This is a genomic window from Achromobacter sp. 01N37, from assembly GCF_056399725.1.
Window position 1 is genome coordinate 79403 of the sequence record NZ_JBFTRX010000004.1, and the last position, 17716, is coordinate 97118.

The window sequence follows — 17716 nt, forward strand, 5'->3', positions numbered from 1 at the left end:
ACCCGAACGGGTTTACGCCTTGTCCCCGAAAACCTTGCCGCCGTGTTCGCGCATGGCATGGAATTTCACTTCGGGATACAGATCCTCGGCTACGCGCAACTGCGCAGGGGAACTGATCAAAAACGCCGCCGCATCGACGACATCATAGGCGATATGAGCCGCATTGGCATCCATGAACTTGCGCAGCGCCTTCGGGTTTTCAGACGTAATCCAACGTGCCATTGTGTAGCGGGAAGGCAGCATTCTGGCGTCCGCGCCGTACTCCGTCTTGAGCCGGTGGGCGACCACTTCGAACTGCAGTTGGCCGATGGCGCCCAGCAGCAAGGAGCCGCCTGCTGCCTCGGGGCGGAACACCTGAATGGCGCCCTCTTCACCCAATTGGGTCAGGCCGGTGCGCAGTTGCTTGGTGCGCAACGGGTCCTTTACTTCCACCGCCTGGAACAGTTCCGGGGCGAAGAACGGCAGGCCGGTGAACTGCAGCGTTTCGCCTTCGGTCAGCACGTCGCCCAGTTGCAGCACGCCGTGGTTCGGAATACCGATCACGTCGCCGGCATAGGCTTCGTCCAGCAGCTCGCGCCGCTGCGACAGGAACGACACCACGTTGTTCGGGCGCATTTCCTTGTTGGTGCGAGCCACCTTCAAACGCATGCCGCGTTCAAAGCGGCCCGAGCTGACGCGCACGAAGGCGACGCGGTCGCGGTGGGCGGGGTCCATGTTGGCTTGCACCTTGAACACCACACCGGTGAACTTGGGCTCTTCGGGCAGCACTTCGCGTTGCAGCGCCATGCGCGGACCCGGGGGCGGCGCGTGGTCGACCAGCGCATCCAGCACTTCCTGGACACCGAAGTTGTTGATGGCCGAACCGAAGAACACCGGGGTCTGCTTGCCGGCCAGGAACTGCTCGCGGTCAAACGCGGGAGCGGCTTCGTTGATGAGTTCGATCTCACCGCTGGCCTGGTCGAATGCCGAGCCGTAACGGCGGGCGATTTCAGGGTTGCTCAGGCCTTCGATGACGTCGTCGTTGTCGGAACGGCGTTCCTGGCCGGGGCGGAACACGCGCATACGGTCGCGGCGGATGTCGAACACGCCGCCAAACGCTTTGCCCATGCCCACCGGCCACGAGAACGGCACGGCGTCCATGCCCAGGTGGCCTTCGATTTCAGACAGCAGTTCCAGCGGCTCGCGCACTTCGCGGTCCATCTTGTTGATGAACGTGATGATGGGCGTGTTGCGCGCGCGGCAAACCTGCAGCAGGCGGATCGTCTGGGGTTCCACGCCGTTGGCGGCGTCGATCACCATCAGCGCGGCGTCCACCGCCGTCAGCACCCGGTAGGTATCTTCAGAGAAGTCCTGGTGACCCGGGGTGTCGAGCAGGTTGATGACGCAGTCGCGGTATTCCATCTGCATCACCGAGGACGCCACGGAAATGCCGCGTTGCTTTTCGATTTCCATCCAGTCGGACGAGGCGTGGCGCGACGCTTTGCGCGCTTTCACGCTGCCGGCGATCTGAATCGCGCCTGCGAACAGCAACAGCTTTTCGGTCAGCGTGGTCTTACCCGCGTCAGGGTGGGAAATGATGGCGAACGTTCTGCGCCGCGCGACTTCTTGAGGGATATTCATGATCGGGGGATTCTACTTAACGCCGCATCTTCCAGCCGGTGCGGTCCGGCGACGTGCATGAAACGCATGGGGCACGCACCGTTGCCGGTGCGTGCCCCACGGGGTCAGCGTCAGGAATGACGGCGGAATGACGCCAGAAAAACGCCCGCCAGGATGAACAGCGAACCGAAGGTCCGGTTCATCCAGCGGATGTGCTTGGCGTCTCGCAGCATGCGCAGCACGCGCGCGGCCAGCAGCGTGTACACGCCCATGGCCACGAGGTCGGTAAAAGCCAGCGTGGCGGCCAGCGCGGCGTACTGAGGGGTCAGCGCCAACGCCGGGTCCACGAATTGCGGCACCACGGCCAAGAGGAACACCGTGCCCTTGGGGTTCATGGTGTTGATCAGGAACCCGCGCATGACGAGGTCACGGATCGAGGCCTGCTTGGGGTCACCCGCATCCACCGCGACGGGCGCGGCATCGGTGCGGATCTGGCGCACGCCAAGATAAATCAGGTAAGCCACGCCCAGGTACTTGACCACATTGAAGGCCATTTCGGACGTGGCCAGCACCGCGCCTAACCCTACGGCCACGACGACGAACTGGAACAGGATGCCCATGATCAGGCCGGCCGTGTTCCAGTAGCCGCGTGCGAAGCCGTACTTCAATCCGGAAGACATCGCGGAAATCGCGCCCGCCCCAGGTGAGAACGAAATGGCCCAGGAGGCCAGGAAGAACGTCAACCAGGTGGATAAAGGCATGATGCGCGGGTCCTTGGATCGCAGGATGTGGGTGCCGGGATATTACCTGCTTGGAATTACTTGCCGAGCAGGGCTGCGCGCGGACCGCCGGACGGGCGGCCCGAACCGCCGTTGCCAGCCGGACGGCCAGAGCCCTCCGGACGGCGCTGGCTTTGCTGCGGACGGCTTTCGCCGCGGCCGGCGTGTGCCGGACGGTCAGCAGGCTTGCCATCACGCGCGCCGCCATTGCCACGGCCTTCGCCGCCAGCACGGGCCGGCGCGGGGGCGCGGCCGCCAGCAGCGGCGCGGGGTTGGCCTTGCGCGGGGCGCGAACGGCCGGCGCCGGCACCGCCGCCACCATTGCCGCGGCCGGCGTTACCGCCACGGCCGCCGCCGCCATTGCGATTGCCGCCGCGCGGGCTGCGCGCGTCTTCATCGCGTTCCTGGCGTTCGAAGGCGGCGGCGCTGGTGGGCGACGGGGTCCAGCCTTCCACGGGCTTGCGCTCGATCGTCTTCTTGATCAGGCGTTCGATGTCCTTCAACAGCTTGATTTCGCTGTTGTCGACCAGCGAGACCGCGGCGCCGGTGGCGCCTGCGCGGCCCGTGCGGCCGATGCGGTGCACGTAGTCTTCCGGCACGTTGGGCAGTTCGAAGTTCACCACTTGCGGCAGCTGGTCGATGTCCAGGCCACGGGCGGCGATGTCGGTCGCGACCAGCACCGTCACGGTGCTGTCTTTGAAGCCGGCCAGCGCACGGGTGCGGGCGGATTGGCTCTTGTTGCCGTGGATCGCGGCGGCGGTCAGGCCGTCCTTGACCAGCTTTTCAGCCAGACGGTTTGCGCCGTGCTTCGTGCGCGTGAAGACCAGCACCTGATGCCAGCCGCTTTCACGGATGATGTGGCTGATCAGATCGCGCTTGTGGTGCTGTTCGACCAGGTGAACCGTCTGCGTGACGAGTTCCGTGGCGGTGTTGCGCGGGGTGACCGAGACTTCGCCCGGGTTGTTCAGGACGCCGCGCGCCAGCGTGCGGATTTCGTCCGAGAACGTGGCCGAGAACAGCAGGTTCTGGCGTTGCTTGGGCAGCAGCGCGAGAATCTTGCGAATGTCGCGGATGAAGCCCATGTCCAGCATGCGGTCGGCTTCGTCCAGCACCAGGATTTCCACGCCCGACAGATCAACCGTCTTCTGGCCGCAGTGGTCCAGCAGACGGCCGGGGGTGGCCACCAGGATGTCCAGCGGCTTGCGCAGCGCGGAAATCTGGGGGTTGATGTTGACGCCGCCGAACATCACCATGGACGTCAGCGAGGTGTACTTGCCGTAGGTTTGCACCGATTCCGCCACCTGCGCGGTCAATTCACGCGTCGGGGTCAGGATCAGGCAACGGGGGCGGCCGGGCTTGCGGCCTTCCGGCTTCTGCTGCGACAGCAGATGCAGAATGGGCAGCGTGAAGCCGGCGGTTTTGCCAGTGCCGGTTTGTGCGGCGGCCAGCAGGTCGCCGCCTTTCAGCACTTGAGGAATGGCTTGGGCTTGAATGGGGGTGGGCGCGGTGTAGCCGGTTTCGGCAATGGCGCGCAACAGGGAATCAGCCAGCCCGAGGTCGGCAAAAGGGGAAGAGGTAGTCAAAACAACTCCAGCGGCAGCCCGTCGCTCAAGTTGAGAGACTCCAATCCAGGCGGACGAATAAGGAGAAAAGGGAAGCGCCCTGATGGGCGAAGCTTGGCAGCGAAGGGCCTAGCGGACGTGTGCAGATTGGCAAAGCACACGGCGGGATTGTAGCTGATGTGGCGCTGCAGCACCGAATGGATTACACACCGCAGTATCACCAAGTAACAAATTGCAGTGCCTCTGAACGAAATAAGTGTTTTCCCTAGGCTGCACTCCCTATAATCCGTGCGCTTATATCCATTTGAAGAATAAAGGATCGCTATGAAGAAATCGGCACTAGTGGGCGTTGTCGTCGTTCTGGGCGCGGTATGGACGGGTACTGCCTGGTTCACGGGCCAAAAGGCCGAGGACTTCGTCAAGCAGTCGATCGACAACGCCAACGTTGAACTGAAGAAGCTCAGCGACCAGTGGGGCATCGCATCGGCCGTTGAGCTGGTGTCGTTCGAACGTGGCGTGTTTTCGTCGACCGCGCGTTACCGCGTGAAGTTCACGACGCCCGCCGCCGAAGGCAAGCCCGCCGAAGACCGCGATCTGGTGTTCGTCGAGCACTTGTCACACGGCCCCCTGCCCCTGTCGAACCTGAAGTCCGGCGCCTTCATGCCCGCCATGGTCGCCAGCGACTTCGCGCTGGAAGAGACCCCGACCGTCAAGGAATGGTTCGCGGCGTCCAAGGGCGCAACGCCCGTGACCGGCCACTACAGCGTCAGCTACGGCAAGAACATCAGCGGCAAGTTCAACGTCGCTCCCGCCGAAGTCACCAAGGGCGACACCAGCCTGACGTTCTCGGGCATGACCGGCAACGTGGAATACGCCACCGGCACCAAGCACGGCGTCTTCGATCTGAAGACCGACAAGCTGGTGCTGGCCGGCCAAAGCGAAAACAGCGACATCGTCAGCATGGCCCTGCAAGGCATCACGCTGACCAGCGACATGACGCCGTCGGCCAACGACCTGTACGTGGGCAGCCAGAAGCTGACGTTCAAGGACTGGACGATCACCTCGAAGGAAAAGCCGCCGGTTCAGTTCAAGGACACGTCGATCGCCGTCGACGTGACGGAGAACGGCTCGGCAATCGGCGCCAAGATGGCGCTGGACTTCGGCATGATCAACGTGCAGGCCAAGGACGTGGCGGGCATGAAGCTGGCGCTCGACCTGCAGAAGCTGGACGCCAAGGCGTTCAAGGCGCTGAACGACGTCTATGAAGCCGCCTCGCGCCGCATGATGCAAAGCAAGGGCGACCAGCAAACGCCCGAGTTCACGCCGGAAGAGCAACAGGTGCTGAAGACCAACGTTGAGCTGCTGCTGGCTGGCAACCCGACGCTGGCCGTGGCGCCGCTGGAAGTGCGCACCGCCAACGGCACGTCGACGTTCAACCTGAACCTGGACCTGGCCAAGCCGGCTTCCATGGAAGGTGACCTGTCTGACACGCTGACGCAAGCCGTGCGCAAGCTGGACGCCAAGCTGGTGCTGTCCAAGGGCAACCTGGGCGACCTGATGGCCATCGAACCGCAAATGCGCGGCGTGCCGGCCGAACAAGCCGTGCAAACCGCCAAGGGCCAGGCCGAAATGGTCGGCACCATGGCCACCGCAATGGGCATGGCCAAGGTCGAGAACAACAACATCGTGACGTACCTGAACTACGCGGATGGCCAAGTGGACTTCAACGGCAAGAAGATGCCGGTTGAGCAGTTCCTGATGATGGTCATGAGCGGCGCGATGGGTGGCGCGCGCTAAGGCGCGGGCAGTCCCCTGCAACGCCAATTAAAAAGCCGCCGCGCCGATGGGCGCGGCGGCTTTTTCCATGGTTGATCCCGGCGCCGTTCAGAAGGGCAAAGCCCCTGCCGCCAATTCACCATTGCGCAGCACCGCCACATGAAAGCGTTTGTCGGCCGCCTTCAGAATGTCTTCCGTGGGGTCGCCCTGCACCAGCAGCAGATCAGCGACCTTGCCATCGGCGATGACGCCGTGTTCCGTCAGGCCCATCAGGTCGTGGCCGCGTGATGTGCCGGCAATCAGCGCATCGATGGGCGTCATGCCGAACTCCACCATGTAGGCCAGCTCCATGGCGTTTTCGCCATGCAGGTTGAAGGGCGTGCCCGCGTCCGTGCCCATCGCGATGCGGCCGCCAGCCTTGTAGTACATCTGGAACGACTCACGATGGCGCTGTTCGACGGCGCGCGCCTTTTCCACCGCGTAGGCGGGGATGCCGTTGTCGGCGTTGGCGATGATGTTGCGCACCGCCGCGATGGTGGGCACCAGATAGGTTTCGGCCTCCAGCATTTCGCGCAGGCAATCGTCGTCCATAAAGATGCCGTGTTCGATGGAATCAATGCCCGCACGCACTGCGTTCAGGATGCCCTGCGTGCCTTGTGCGTGGCTGGCCGTGCTTTTGCGAAAGCGTTTGGCTTCATGCACGCCCGCCTTCATTTCGTCGAAGCTGTAGTGCGCATCCATCGGGCTCACGCCTGGCGTCATGACGCCGCCCGTGGCCATGATCTTCACGAGATCGCAGCCGGCGTGGACTTGTTCGCGCACGGCCTTGATGACGTCTTCACAGCCGTCGGCGATGCGGCCGATGCGGTTGCCGTGCCCGCCCGTCATGCAGATGATGCGGCCAGACGCCTTGATGGTGGGGCCGGGAAACACGCCGCGCGCAATCGCGTCGCGCACGCCGAATTCCAGATAGTCCTTGCCGCCGCAGTCGCGCAAGGCTGTGACGCCGCCGCGCAAGCTGGCTTGTGCGTTCTCCAGCGCGGTCAGCGTGATCTGGGCCGGACCCTGCTTGCTTAATTGCGCATTGGGATCGGCGCCGCCCGTGTAGACCAGATGCACGTGGCAGTCCGCCAGGCTGGGCATCAGCGTCATGCCGGTGGTGTTGATCTGTAGCCCGGCATAGCCTTCGAATGCGCTGGCGGGCGCCACGCGCGCCACCCGCTTGTCTTCGACCAGCACGCCGTGATCGCGCAATACCTTGCCCTCGCCATCAAATACCTGGCCGCCGATGAAGAGGGTCTGTCGTGTCGCCGTCATGTCTCGCTCCGGTTGCGCTCGGGCGTCAGCCTTCCACTACATCCAGCCCCTTGCGGGACATGGTTTGCAGGCGGGGCATCAGCCCAAGCAGGTGTTGGCTGTAGGGGTGTTGCGGGTGATCGAACAGGCTTTCCGTTTCGGCCACTTCCAGCAATTCGCCGTAGCGCATGACGCCAACGCGATCGCACATCTGGCGAATCACGGGCAAGTCGTGGCTGATGAACAGCATCGTCAGGCCCAGCTCTTCTTGCAGGTCTTTAAGCAGATTTAGAATCTGCGCCTGAATGGAAACGTCCAGCGCCGATGTGGGTTCATCGCAAATCAGGAATCGCGGACGCGTGGCGAGCGCGCGGGCAATACAGATGCGCTGACGCTGGCCGCCCGAGAACTCGTGCGGGAAGCGTTCGGCGGCGCGGTCGCCCAGGCCGACGACGTCAAGCAGGTTGGCGACGATGCGTCGCGTTTCAGCTTCGTTGGCCGCCAGCTTATGGAAGCGGATGGGCTCGGCAATGATGTCCAGCACGCGCATGCGCGGGTTCAACGACGAGAACGGGTCCTGGAAGATCATCTGGATCTGCCGGCGGAAGGGGTTCAGCTGCTTCTCGCCCTTGAGCGCCGTGAGGTCAGTGCCGCCAAACGTGACTGAGCCTTCGGATGGCGTGTACAAGCCGGAGATCAGCCGCGCCACTGTGGATTTGCCCGAGCCGGATTCGCCCACCAGTCCGAAGACTTCGCCTTCGCCAATGGAAAAGTTCACGCGCTTGACGGCATCCAGCGTGCGCTGGTTGCGCTTGAACAGCGCGCTCTTCAACACGAAGCGCATGGACAGGTCGCGCACCTGCACCAGCGGGCCGCCCGTCTGCACGCCGAAGTCGCGTCGCTGGCCCAGCCAATGGGTGGCCAGGTCCAACGGCTGCGACGGCGTCTTCACGTCTTCGATGTAAGTCACCAGCGGAAAGCGCTTGAGCTTGATGTCGGGGCGCGGCACGGCCGAAATCAGGCTGCGCGTGTAGGGATGATCGGGGTCGCCCAGAATCTTGGCGGTGGGGCCTTGCTCGACAAGCTTGCCGTGATACAGCACTGCCACGCGATCGGTCACGTCAGCAATCACGCCCATGTCGTGCGTGATGATGATCATGCCCACCTGCTCTTCGCGGCACAGCTTCTTCAAGAGCTCAAGAATCTGCGCCTGGATGGACACATCCAACGCCGTGGTGGGTTCATCTGCAATGATGACTTCGGGCTCGCAGCACAGCGCCAGCGCAATCACCACGCGTTGCCGCATGCCGCCCGAGAACTGATGCGGATATTGCTTGACGCGCAGTTCCGGCTGATCGATGCCCACTTGCACCAGCAGCTGCACCGCGCGTTTTTTCGCTTCGGCGTGCGACAGGTTCAGGTGCACCTGCATAGTTTCCACCAGCTGGCTTTCCACCGTTTGAAGCGGGTCGAGCGAGGTCAGCGGGTCTTGAAAGATCATGCCGATGCGGCGACCGCGCACCTTGCGTTTCTGCGCAGGGGTGAGCGTGTCGATGCGTTCGCCGTTCAGCAGCACGGAACCGCCGGCCAAACGCCCGGGCGCTTCCAGCAGGCCGATCACCGCGTTGCCGATGGTGGACTTGCCCGCCCCGGACTCGCCCACCACGCCCAGGATCTCGCCCTTTTCCAGGGACAGCGATACGCCATCCACCGCCACCAGCGTGCCGCGGCGGCTGGGGAATTCGATGCGGATATCTTCAATGTTCAACAGGGCCATGACGTCCTCAGCGCAGCTTGGGGTTGAGCGCGTCGCGCAGCCAGTCGCCCAGCAGGTTGACCGATAGCACCAGCGCCACCAGCGCAATGCCGGGGAAGATCGAAATCCACCACATGCCCGAGAACAGATAGCTGTTGCCAATGCGGATCAGCGTGCCCAGCGACGGCGCCGTAGGCGGCACACCAACGCCCAGGAACGACAGCGTGGCTTCGGTGATGATGGCGATCGCCAGGTGAATGGTGGCGATGACCAGCACCGGGCCCATGACGTTGGGCAGGATGTGGCGGCGCAGGATGGTGAAGGGGCCGATGCCGATCAGGCGCGCCGCCTGCACATATTCCTTGTTGCGCTCGACCAGCGTGGAGCCGCGTACGGTGCGCGCGTACTGCACCCAGCCCGAGATGCCGATGGCGAAGATCAGCACATACAGCGCCAGCTGGTCGTGCATGTCGCGCGGCAATAGCCCGCGCGCCACGCCGTCGATCAAGAGCGCCACCAGGATGGCCGGAAACGACAGCTGCACGTCTGCAATACGCATGATGAAGCTGTCGATACGGCCCCCGGCGTAGCCGCTGATGAGGCCGAGCGTGACGCCCAGCACCATCGAGAACAGCACCGACGCAAACCCCACCAGCAGCGACACGCGCGAGCCATACATCACGGCCGACAGGATGTCGCGGCCCTGGTCGTCGGTGCCCAGCAGGAAGTCAGGGCTGCCGCCCTCTTCCCAGGCCGGCGGCGTGTTGGCGTCCATGATGCTGAGCGACGCCAGGTCGAACGGGTTGTGCGGCGCGACGACGGGCGCGAACAGCGCACCCAACAAAATGATCAGCGTGACGATGGCGGCGATGATGGCGCCGGGCGAACGCTTGAAGCTATGCCACAGGTCGCTGTCGGCGGCGCGGGCGAACATTGGAGCGATGCGAGCAATCATGTTGATTCCCTTATTTGCTCTGCACGCGCAGACGCGGGTCCACGGCGAAGTACAGCAGGTCGACGACCAGGTTGATGACCACGAACATGAAGGCGATCAGCACCAGATAAGCCGCCATCACGGGGATGTCGACCATGCTGATGGCCTGGATGAACAAGAGGCCCATGCCGGGCCACTGGAACACCGTTTCCGTGATGATGGCGAATGCGATGATCGAGCCCAGCTGCAAGCCCGTGATGGTGATGACGGGCACCATCGTGTTCTTTAACGCATGGCGGAAATTGATGAGCCGTTCCGGCAGGCCGCGGGCGCGCGCGAACTTGATGAAGTCGGCGCGCAGCACTTCCAGCATTTCGGCGCGTACCAGCCGCATGATCAAAGTCATCTGAAACAGCGCCAGCGTGATCGCCGGCATGATCAGCGCCAGCCATCCTGATTTGGTCAGAAAGCCCGTTGTCCACCAGCCCAAACTGACGACGTCGCCGCGTCCGAAGCTGGGCAGCCATCGCAGCTGCACGCCGAACACAAGAATGAGCAGAATGCCGATCAGGAACGTGGGCAGCGAGATGCCGGCAAGCGACACCGCCATGAAGGTCTTGGACAGAATGCCGTGGCGTTTGAGCGCGGTGTAGATGCCCATCGGAATGCCCAGCGCCAACGCCATCACGGCGGACACGAAAGACAATTCCAAGGTGGCGGGCATGCGTTCTTCAAGCAGCTCGCTGACGGGCCGGCGCTGACGGTACGAGATACCGAAGTCGCCTTGCACCGCGTTGCCGACAAAGCGCGCGAACTGCACCACGAAGGGGTCGTCCAGGCCGAGCTGTTCGCGCAGTTGCGTGCGTTGTTCAGGGGTGGTGTCCTGGCCGACCATGCTGGCGATCGGGTCGCCGACATAGCGGAACATGGAGAACGCGATCAGCGCCACCGTCAACATCACCAGCACCGACTGGATAAGCCGTTGCGCAATAAAGGAAAGCATTATCGGGTGCCCTCGTTTGCAGATAACGCCGGGCCGCGTTTGCGTAGAACGCTTGAAAGCGAAGCTGGGCCAGGTGCGCCCGGACGGCTTGCGCCATCCGGGGCATACAACGTCAAAGGTTTACGGCAGGTTTACGGCAACACCACATCGCGCAGGTCGAGCACGTCGTCGGCGCGTTGAATGACCTTGATGTTGTCCTTCACGCCCCACGACATGGGCTGCTGGTGCAGCGGCAAATAACCGTAGTCGCTGCGCACGATCTCGAAGGCTTCCTTGATCATTGCGTTGCGCTTGGTCTGATCGGTTTCAACACCGATCTTGTTGGTCAGGTCGTCAACCTTCTTGTTGCAGTAGCCGCCCAGGTTGAACTGGCCGGCCGCCGTCTTCGCATCACGGCACGCCGCCAGGTTCAGCAGCGCGTTGTGCGCGTCAGTGGAGCTGGGGGTCCAGCCCAGCATGTACATGCTGGTCTGGTTACCGGCTTGCAGCAGGATTTTGCCGAAGTACTTGGACTTGGTCTGCGCCAGCAGGTTGATCTTGATGCCCACGCGCGCCAGCATGCCGGCCACCGCCTGGCAGACCTTTTCGTCGTTGACGTAGCGGTCGTTCGGGCAATCCATGGTGACGGTGAAGCCCTTCGGGTAGCCCGCTTCGGCCAGCAGCTTCTTGGCGCGTTCGGGGTCGGGCTTGTACGGTGCGCCATAGGAATCGGCGTAGCCGTTGATGGCGGTGGCCACCAGCGAGCCCAGCGGCTTTGCTGCACCCCGCATGATCTTGTCGTTGATGGCCTTGGTGTCGACCGCCAGCACGACGGCTTCGCGCACCTTCGGGTCCTTGAACGGGTTCTTGCCCTTGACGTCCGAGAACAGCAGTTCGTCGCGGTCCTGGTCCATGCCGATGAAGATGGCGCGCGCTTCGGGCGCCGTCAGCGGTTTCACGCCCTTGGCGTCTTCCAGGCGCTTCCAGTCTTGCACGGGCACCGGCTGCACCAGGTCCATTTCGCCAGAGATCAGCGCGGCCACGCGCGTGGCTTCCTGCGTGATGGGCTGGAAGATGACCTCGTCGACGTTGGTCTTGATGTTCTTGTTCCAGTAGCCGTCATAACGCTTGAGCACCGTCTTCACATCCGGCTGGCGCGACACCAGCATGAAGGGGCCGGTGCCGTTGGCGTTCAGGTTGGCATAGTTGCCCTGGTTGTCGCCTTTGACGTTGGTGGCTTCAGTCGTCTTGTTCTTCTCGGCCCACGTCTTGCTCATGATGTACAGGAACACCCATTCGCGCGGCAAGATCGGGTTGGGCGTGGGGGTGGTGACTTCGATGGTGTAGTCGTCCACCTTCTTGATGTCGGAGGCCTTGGCGCCGTAGCCCTTCATGTCGGAGCCAGGGGTCAGGCTGCGCTTCCACGAGAAGATGACGTCGTCCGCCGTGAAGGGCGAACCGTCGTGGAACTTCACGTCTTTGCGCAGCTTGAAGACCCACTTGGTGGGCTCGGGGTTTTCCCAGCTTTCGGCCAGCAGCGGCGTCAGTTTCAGGTTGCCGTCGTAGCCCGCCAGCGTTTCGTAGATGTTGCCCTGGAAGCCCAGCGTGAAGGTCTCGTTCAACGCCATCGGGTCCATGGATGTGGCGTCACCTTGATACGCCCAGTGGAAGGTCTTGGCGGCCGCGCCGGCGCTGAACGCCAGCGATGCGGCAATGGCGGCCGCCAGCGCAGCTTGCTTTAGGTGGGGAAAAGTACGCATAGCCCTCATGCTCCGTTGGTGCGCGTGTCGCGCGACAGAAGTGACAGGGCCCCGGCCCCTGTGGGACTCGGGGCATGGCGTTGCTGCTTACGACGAAAGACGGTGTTGGACTGGGCGGCGCGCGGCGCGAACTGCGCGCAGGCCGTGGAGGGCGATGCCGGAAATCACTGCCGAAGACTTCGACTTCACGATGGACCCAACCCCTTGTGATTGTCATGACGGGGACGGACCCGCGCCGATGCAGATCGAATCTTATAGAGCGATTCGTTTAAGCGTCAATCGGTTTGGGTTGGGGTTAGTCCGTGCTTGCCGTCAGCGTTGAATGGTGCGTTTGGCGCGGCTTGCGGCGGGGCGGATCAGGGGGCGGATGGCGGCGCGCTAGCAAGGGTTTTCGCCAAGTCGCGCACCACGCGCTTGCGGCGATCGCTATCTTCGTAGTGCTTGCCCAGCGCCGACCATTCGGGCCGGCTGCGCGCTTCTTTCAGTGCTTCGGGCAATGGGCCTTTGCGCCACGCGTCATCATCCGGAAGACGTAGTGTCAATGGTTCGCGCGCGGCGTGGCCGCGGCGTTCCAAGGCGTCGATCAGTTGCCGCTGGCGTAGCGCCAGCAAGCGCAGCACGGCGTCGTCCACGCTGATCTCGCGCCAGCCGCGCAGCTTGCCGGCCATGCGCTTGCCCAGCTTCTCAACGCCCTGCCACAAGCCGCCTGCCGCCGCGCCAATCAGCATGCCGGTGCCCAGGCTCAAGCCTGCACTGAACAGGTCCACCGCCGCGCCTGCCATTGCACCCGCCGCCGCACCCATGCCTACCTGCACGCCCATGTCTTTCAAGGCCTGCGGATGAAAGAGGTCCATGCCCCAGCGCTCGCCTTGCAGCGGCAGCGCGTCGTCGGTGACATCGGCGGGGCGGAAGTTGTAGAGCGCCAGCAAGGCGTTCACGCAGGCTTGTTCGCGCTGGCGCACCTGATCGCGCAATTGGTTCGATGTGGCGGCAAGCGCGTCGTCGTCGCTGGGGCTGGACAGACGCAGCGCCGCCACGTCGATGAGCAGGTCGGCCAGCAGTTCGTAGGCGGCGTCGTGGCGTTGGCGGCGTTGCGCGGACAGGCTGTCGGACAGCTTTGCCAGCGCGGCGGCATGGCGGTCGAGCAAGACGCCCAGCTTGGCGTACAGCTGTTGCTCGCCATCCAGCGGCGGCGCAACGGTGTCGAACTCCACCACCGCATGCAGGCCCAAGCGCGCCATCGCGCCACGCCATTCATCTGCGCGGTGCGCGGGCGCGTTGACGAAGTTCAGCACGGGCAGCAGAGGCCGGCCGCAAGCGGCCAGAATCGAGAGTTCGTCGCGATGCTTGCCCAGCACGGGGTCGCGCGCATCAATGACGTACAGCGCGGCGTCGCAGTCCAGCATCTTTGTCAGCACGCGGGCTTCTTGCTCGAAGCGGCCGTGCGCTTCGGGCGTATCCAGAAAGCGGCGGATGCGCGCGGGGCCGTCCAGGCGTTCGTCGGGGCTGGCGAGCCGTTCCAGGTATTCCAGCAACGCGATGCTGTCTTCCATGCCCGGCGTGTCGAACCATTCCAGCACGGCGCGTCCGTCCAGCCGCAGGCGCGCGCCTTCGACATGGCGCGTGGTGCCGGGGCTGTCGGCCACTTCGCCAAACGTGGTGTCGCGCGTCAACGTGCGCAAGAGCGAGGTCTTGCCCGTGTTGGTGTGGCCTACCAGCGCGATCTTGATCAAGTCGTCAGCCATGGCCGGACTCCAGCCACGCGAGCGGCGCGGCAGGCGTTTGCAGGATGGCGTCGGCGGCAAGGCCTAGCGCCAGCAGCCGCTCGCGCCACAACGCGGCGCGTGTGGCGTGTGCAGTGGCCCCGGACGGCGCGATGAGCCAGACGCGGGTGTGTTGCGCGTGCGCGGACAGTTCGGCGATCAGCGACAAGGTGCCGCGGTCAGGCGTCTGGCGCGCATCGCAGGCGATGACCAGGCGTGAGGCCGCGGCCTGCGCCAACGCATCCAGCACGCGGTTGCGTTCTTCGCGCGTGTCCAGGTTGCCGGCGACCTGGATGGGCGCAGGCACGTCGGCGGGCGGCCAGGGCAGGTCGGTTGGCAGTTCCAGGCCCAGCAGCACGGGCTGGCCCGCCAGGCCCGACAGCGGCGCCGATTGCACGCGAGGTTCGTGCAGCGGGTCTACAGGGCGGTCGATGCCGGTGGACTGCGCGGGCGGCTCAAGACGATCGCGCAAGGGCGCGAAACCGGCCAGCGAAGGATCAATGCGCAAGGCCCGCAGCGCGCGCAGCGTGGCAACGCCGCACAGCGCGCCGGCCAGCAGGCGGGGCAGGATGCCGTAGACAACCACCACGCCGATCAGCCATAGCGACCATTGCACCTGCGCCTCGGCGGCGAGTGTCTGCGTGCCGTCGCTGGCGAGGATGATGGCGGCGTCGGGCATCGGAAAGCCCAGATGCGCGGGCAACCAGCCGATGGCTTGCGTCAGCCAGACGAAGGAGTCGGGCGCCAGCAGCGTGGTGGCCCAGATGAAGCGGTAGCTGGCGGTGGACAGCACCACCAGCAAGGCCGCCAGCGCGGCGCACAGCGCGGTCAGCCACAGCAGATGGCTGATGGCGCCGAACAGCCAGCGCAACGCGCCTGCGCGCGCCAGCAGGTTCAGGAATGCTTGCGGCACCAGCGCGCCGTCGGGGCCGCGCGCGAGCTTGCGGGTGGCCCAGAGCCACAGCCGGCCAAGACCTGTCATGGCGGAGGCCCGGAGCAGGAAGCTGGCCAGCCACAACAGGAAGGTCAGCGCGTGCAGGCCGAGCAACGCGCCCAGCGCCCACAACACATTGACGGGCCGGGCGCCGTCGCCCAGTGCGCCCAGGGCCACGCCAATGCCCGACAGCAGCGCAATCACGAACAACGCCGCCAGCATCGCTTTGGCGCTGCGGCTCCAGGTGTCGACGAGCGATGTCAGGTTTTCGCGCTGCGCGAGCAAGCCGGCGCGGGCGAGGATGCGGGAAGGCAGATCGGTGTCCAGTTGCCGCACGCGGCGCACGGCGTCGGCGTCATCCAGCGGACCCCAATGGGTTTCGCGCAGGCGGATGAGTTCAGCCAGCCAATGCGCGCGCAACGGACGCGGTGCGGCGGGGCCGGCCAGAGGATCAAAATCGCGAGAGTTCGAAGACGGCATCGCGTCGGGAGCAAGCGCGGTCGGGCCGCGGCGTCAGGCCGTTGAGGCGGTGGGCCATTGTAGACCGCGCAAGTCAGGAGCCGGGGCTGAGCGGGGGAATGGACGCGGGGCTGGACGGGACCCGGACGGCGGCGGGTTTCAGTGCTGGCGGCGGGCGCTGCGGTATTGGCCGGGCGTGACGCCGACTGCGTCGCGGAACACGCGGGACAGGTGGCTGGCGTTGCCGAAACCGCTGGCCTGCGCGATGCCGGCCAGGTCGCCCTTGCCGGCCGCCAGCAAACGCCGCGCGTGCGCTAGCCGGCGTGCCCGCACCCACGCGTGCGGCGGTTCACCGAACGAGGTGTGGAACATGCGGGCGAAGTGATAGGTGGATAAGGCGGCCACGCCGGCCAGCTCATCCAGCGTCAGGGCCTCGTGCAGGTGCGCGTCCACATAGTCCATGATGCGGCGGCGCACGGCCGGCGCCAGCCCGCCGCGCGCGGGCTGCGCGGTCTTGCGGGTCACGCCCTGGATCAGCAGGTGGTGCAGCACGGTTTCGGCGGCGCTGCTGGCGGCCAGCCGGTTTGACGGCTGCGTCCAGTCGGTGCCCAGCAGCTGCCGGCACACATCGATCAGCGAGTCGTCCTGGATGTAGGTGCGGTCGCGCAGTTCCAGCGTGCGGGGTTCGCAGTCCAGCCGCATCACGGCTTCGCGCGCCAGCCGTTCGGGCGAGATGTACAGGTGCAGGAAATGCACGGTGTCGTTCATGCACCAGCGCGAATAATGTTCCGCCGGCAGCACGCAGAACTTGCCGGCGCCGCCATGCAGCGTGTCGCGGCCGACGCGGAAGGATTTGTCGCCGCCATGCAGGTAGAGCGACAGCGTGTGGTGGCCGGGCGAGTCGTAGCCCAGCGTCTCGTGCGCGCTGCGCGCCCATTGCGAAATGGCCATTCCTTCGCCCAACGGCGCGGCGCGCTCCAGCGTGGCGGTGGAGCGTGAGAGGGTGCGGAAAACGGAGAAATCGGCCGGGGCCGAGGCAGCGGAACCCATAGGGTTCAAATGCTACTGCGATCTGGCGCGGGCCGCGCGAACGTTGACGGAATAACCGCAAGAATCGGCAATCGCGGATGAGTGGCCAGGCGCACACTCGCGGCCAGGCGATCCGGGTTTGACGGGTCGGCCTCACGTCCCCTTTTTCTTGCGTATCGCATCGTGAATCTCTTTCTGTATTTCCTGACCGTCGTCATCTGGGGCACCACCTGGATCGCCATCAAGTTGCAGCTTGGCGTGGTGGCCATTCCCGTGTCCATTTTCTATCGCTTCGCGCTGGCGGGCCTGGTGCTGTTCGCCGCCTTGCTGCTGACCCGCAAATTGCAGAAGCTGGACCGGCGCGGACACTGGCTCTGTGTGGGCCAGGGGCTGTGCTTGTTCTGTTTGAACTTCCTGTGCTTCTACACCGCAACGCAATGGATTCCAAGCGGGCTGGTGTCGGTGGTGTTTTCGGCGGCCACCCTGTGGAACGCGCTGAACGCCCGGCTGTGGTTCGGCACCCGGATTGCGCCGCGCGTGATGCTCGCAGGCGCGTTCGGCTTTTCGGGCCTGGTGCTGCTGTTCTGGCCGGAGCTGTCCAGCCAGGCGGCCAGCCACGAAACGCTGCTGGGCCTGGGGTTTGCGCTGCTGGGCACGTTCTGCTTTTCCACGGGCAACATGCTGTCGTCCTTGCAGCAGCGCGCCGGCATCCGCCCGCTGACGGGCAATGCGTACAGCATGTTGTACGGCGCGTCGATCTTGCTGGCGGGGTGCCTGGTGGCGGGTCTGCCGTTTGAATTCGACAGCTCTTCGCAGTATGTCGGCGCCCTGCTGTATTTGGCGATTCCAGGCTCGGTGATTGGCTTTACGGCTTACCTGACCCTGGTCGGCCGGATGGGTCCGGCGCGCGCGGCGTATTGCACGGTGCTGTTTCCGGTGGTGGCGCTAAGCGTGTCGACGGTGGCCGAGGGCTATCAGTGGACCCCGGCTGCATTCGCGGGTTTGGCGCTGGTGATGGTGGGCAACCTGCTCGTCTTCACGAAGTGGTCGCCGTTTTTTCGCCGGCCGTGCGTCGCGCGGTGACGTA

Annotated in this window: 13 protein-coding genes; 2 read left to right on the top strand and 11 right to left on the bottom strand. The window is 64.6% G+C overall.

All coding sequences use genetic code 11. The features are described from left to right. Positions 1-12: 12 nt before the first annotated feature. The 3 genes from AC1DSJ_RS09355 to AC1DSJ_RS09365 all read right to left on the bottom strand — a co-directional run bounded on the left by AC1DSJ_RS09355 (position 13) and on the right by AC1DSJ_RS09365 (position 3961). Positions 13-1620 (bottom strand): peptide chain release factor 3, encoded by a 1608-nt coding sequence (locus tag AC1DSJ_RS09355; protein ID WP_054421010.1) that lies wholly within the window; start codon positions 1618-1620, stop codon positions 13-15. A gap of 110 nt (positions 1621-1730) precedes the next feature. Further along, positions 1731-2360 (bottom strand): LysE family translocator, encoded by a 630-nt coding sequence (locus tag AC1DSJ_RS09360; protein WP_054421011.1) that lies wholly within the window; start codon positions 2358-2360, stop codon positions 1731-1733. 56 nt (positions 2361-2416) lie between these two features. Beyond that, entirely contained in the window at positions 2417-3961 is a 1545-nt protein-coding gene (locus AC1DSJ_RS09365; RefSeq protein ID WP_342066335.1) for a DEAD/DEAH box helicase, read from the bottom strand. Between the two features lie 303 nt (positions 3962-4264). On the opposite strand from AC1DSJ_RS09365, the gene AC1DSJ_RS09370 reads away from it, so the two are divergent. Next, positions 4265-5737 carry a YdgA family protein gene (locus tag AC1DSJ_RS09370; RefSeq protein ID WP_175170693.1) on the top strand — a complete coding sequence of 491 codons (1473 nt, stop codon included), beginning with the start codon at positions 4265-4267 and terminating at the stop codon, positions 5735-5737. Positions 5738-5824: 87 nt separating this feature from the next. Here AC1DSJ_RS09370 and AC1DSJ_RS09375 read toward each other — a convergent pair whose 3' ends face one another. The 8 genes from AC1DSJ_RS09375 to AC1DSJ_RS09410 form a co-directional block, all read right to left on the bottom strand. Then, positions 5825-7033, bottom strand: coding sequence for a metal-dependent hydrolase family protein (locus AC1DSJ_RS09375; protein WP_342066334.1), 1209 nt, complete (start codon positions 7031-7033; stop codon positions 5825-5827). A 25-nt stretch (positions 7034-7058) separates the two neighbouring features. Next, on the bottom strand, positions 7059-8789 hold the full coding sequence (locus AC1DSJ_RS09380) for an ABC transporter ATP-binding protein (RefSeq protein WP_054421015.1): 1731 nt from the start codon (positions 8787-8789) through the stop codon (positions 7059-7061). Positions 8790-8796: 7 nt separating this feature from the next. After that, positions 8797-9723 (bottom strand): ABC transporter permease, encoded by a 927-nt coding sequence (locus tag AC1DSJ_RS09385; protein WP_054421016.1) that lies wholly within the window; start codon positions 9721-9723, stop codon positions 8797-8799. A gap of 10 nt (positions 9724-9733) precedes the next feature. Continuing rightward, on the bottom strand, positions 9734-10705 hold the full coding sequence (locus AC1DSJ_RS09390; RefSeq protein WP_054421017.1) for an ABC transporter permease: 972 nt from the start codon (positions 10703-10705) through the stop codon (positions 9734-9736). 131 nt (positions 10706-10836) lie between these two features. After that, positions 10837-12444: an ABC transporter substrate-binding protein gene (locus tag AC1DSJ_RS09395; RefSeq protein WP_054421018.1), complete on the bottom strand. Its 1608-nt coding sequence runs from the start codon at positions 12442-12444 to the stop codon at positions 10837-10839. Positions 12445-12800: 356 nt separating this feature from the next. Next, complete coding sequence (locus tag AC1DSJ_RS09400; protein ID WP_441371321.1) at positions 12801-14189, bottom strand: GTPase/DUF3482 domain-containing protein; 1389 nt, start codon at positions 14187-14189, stop codon at positions 12801-12803. Then, a complete protein-coding gene (locus AC1DSJ_RS09405) occupies positions 14182-15621 on the bottom strand; it encodes a DUF2868 domain-containing protein (protein ID WP_441371322.1) in 1440 nt (479 codons plus the stop codon). Before AC1DSJ_RS09405 ends, AC1DSJ_RS09400 begins: the two co-directional genes overlap by 8 nt. Positions 15622-15759: 138 nt before the next feature. Then, entirely contained in the window at positions 15760-16650 is an 891-nt protein-coding gene (locus AC1DSJ_RS09410) for a helix-turn-helix domain-containing protein (protein WP_441371323.1), read from the bottom strand. Positions 16651-16812: 162 nt separating this feature from the next. Here AC1DSJ_RS09410 and AC1DSJ_RS09415 point away from each other — a divergent pair, with 162 nt between their 5' ends. Next, a complete protein-coding gene (locus AC1DSJ_RS09415; RefSeq protein ID WP_054421022.1) occupies positions 16813-17712 on the top strand; it encodes a DMT family transporter in 900 nt (299 codons plus the stop codon). Positions 17713-17716 lie beyond the last annotated feature (4 nt).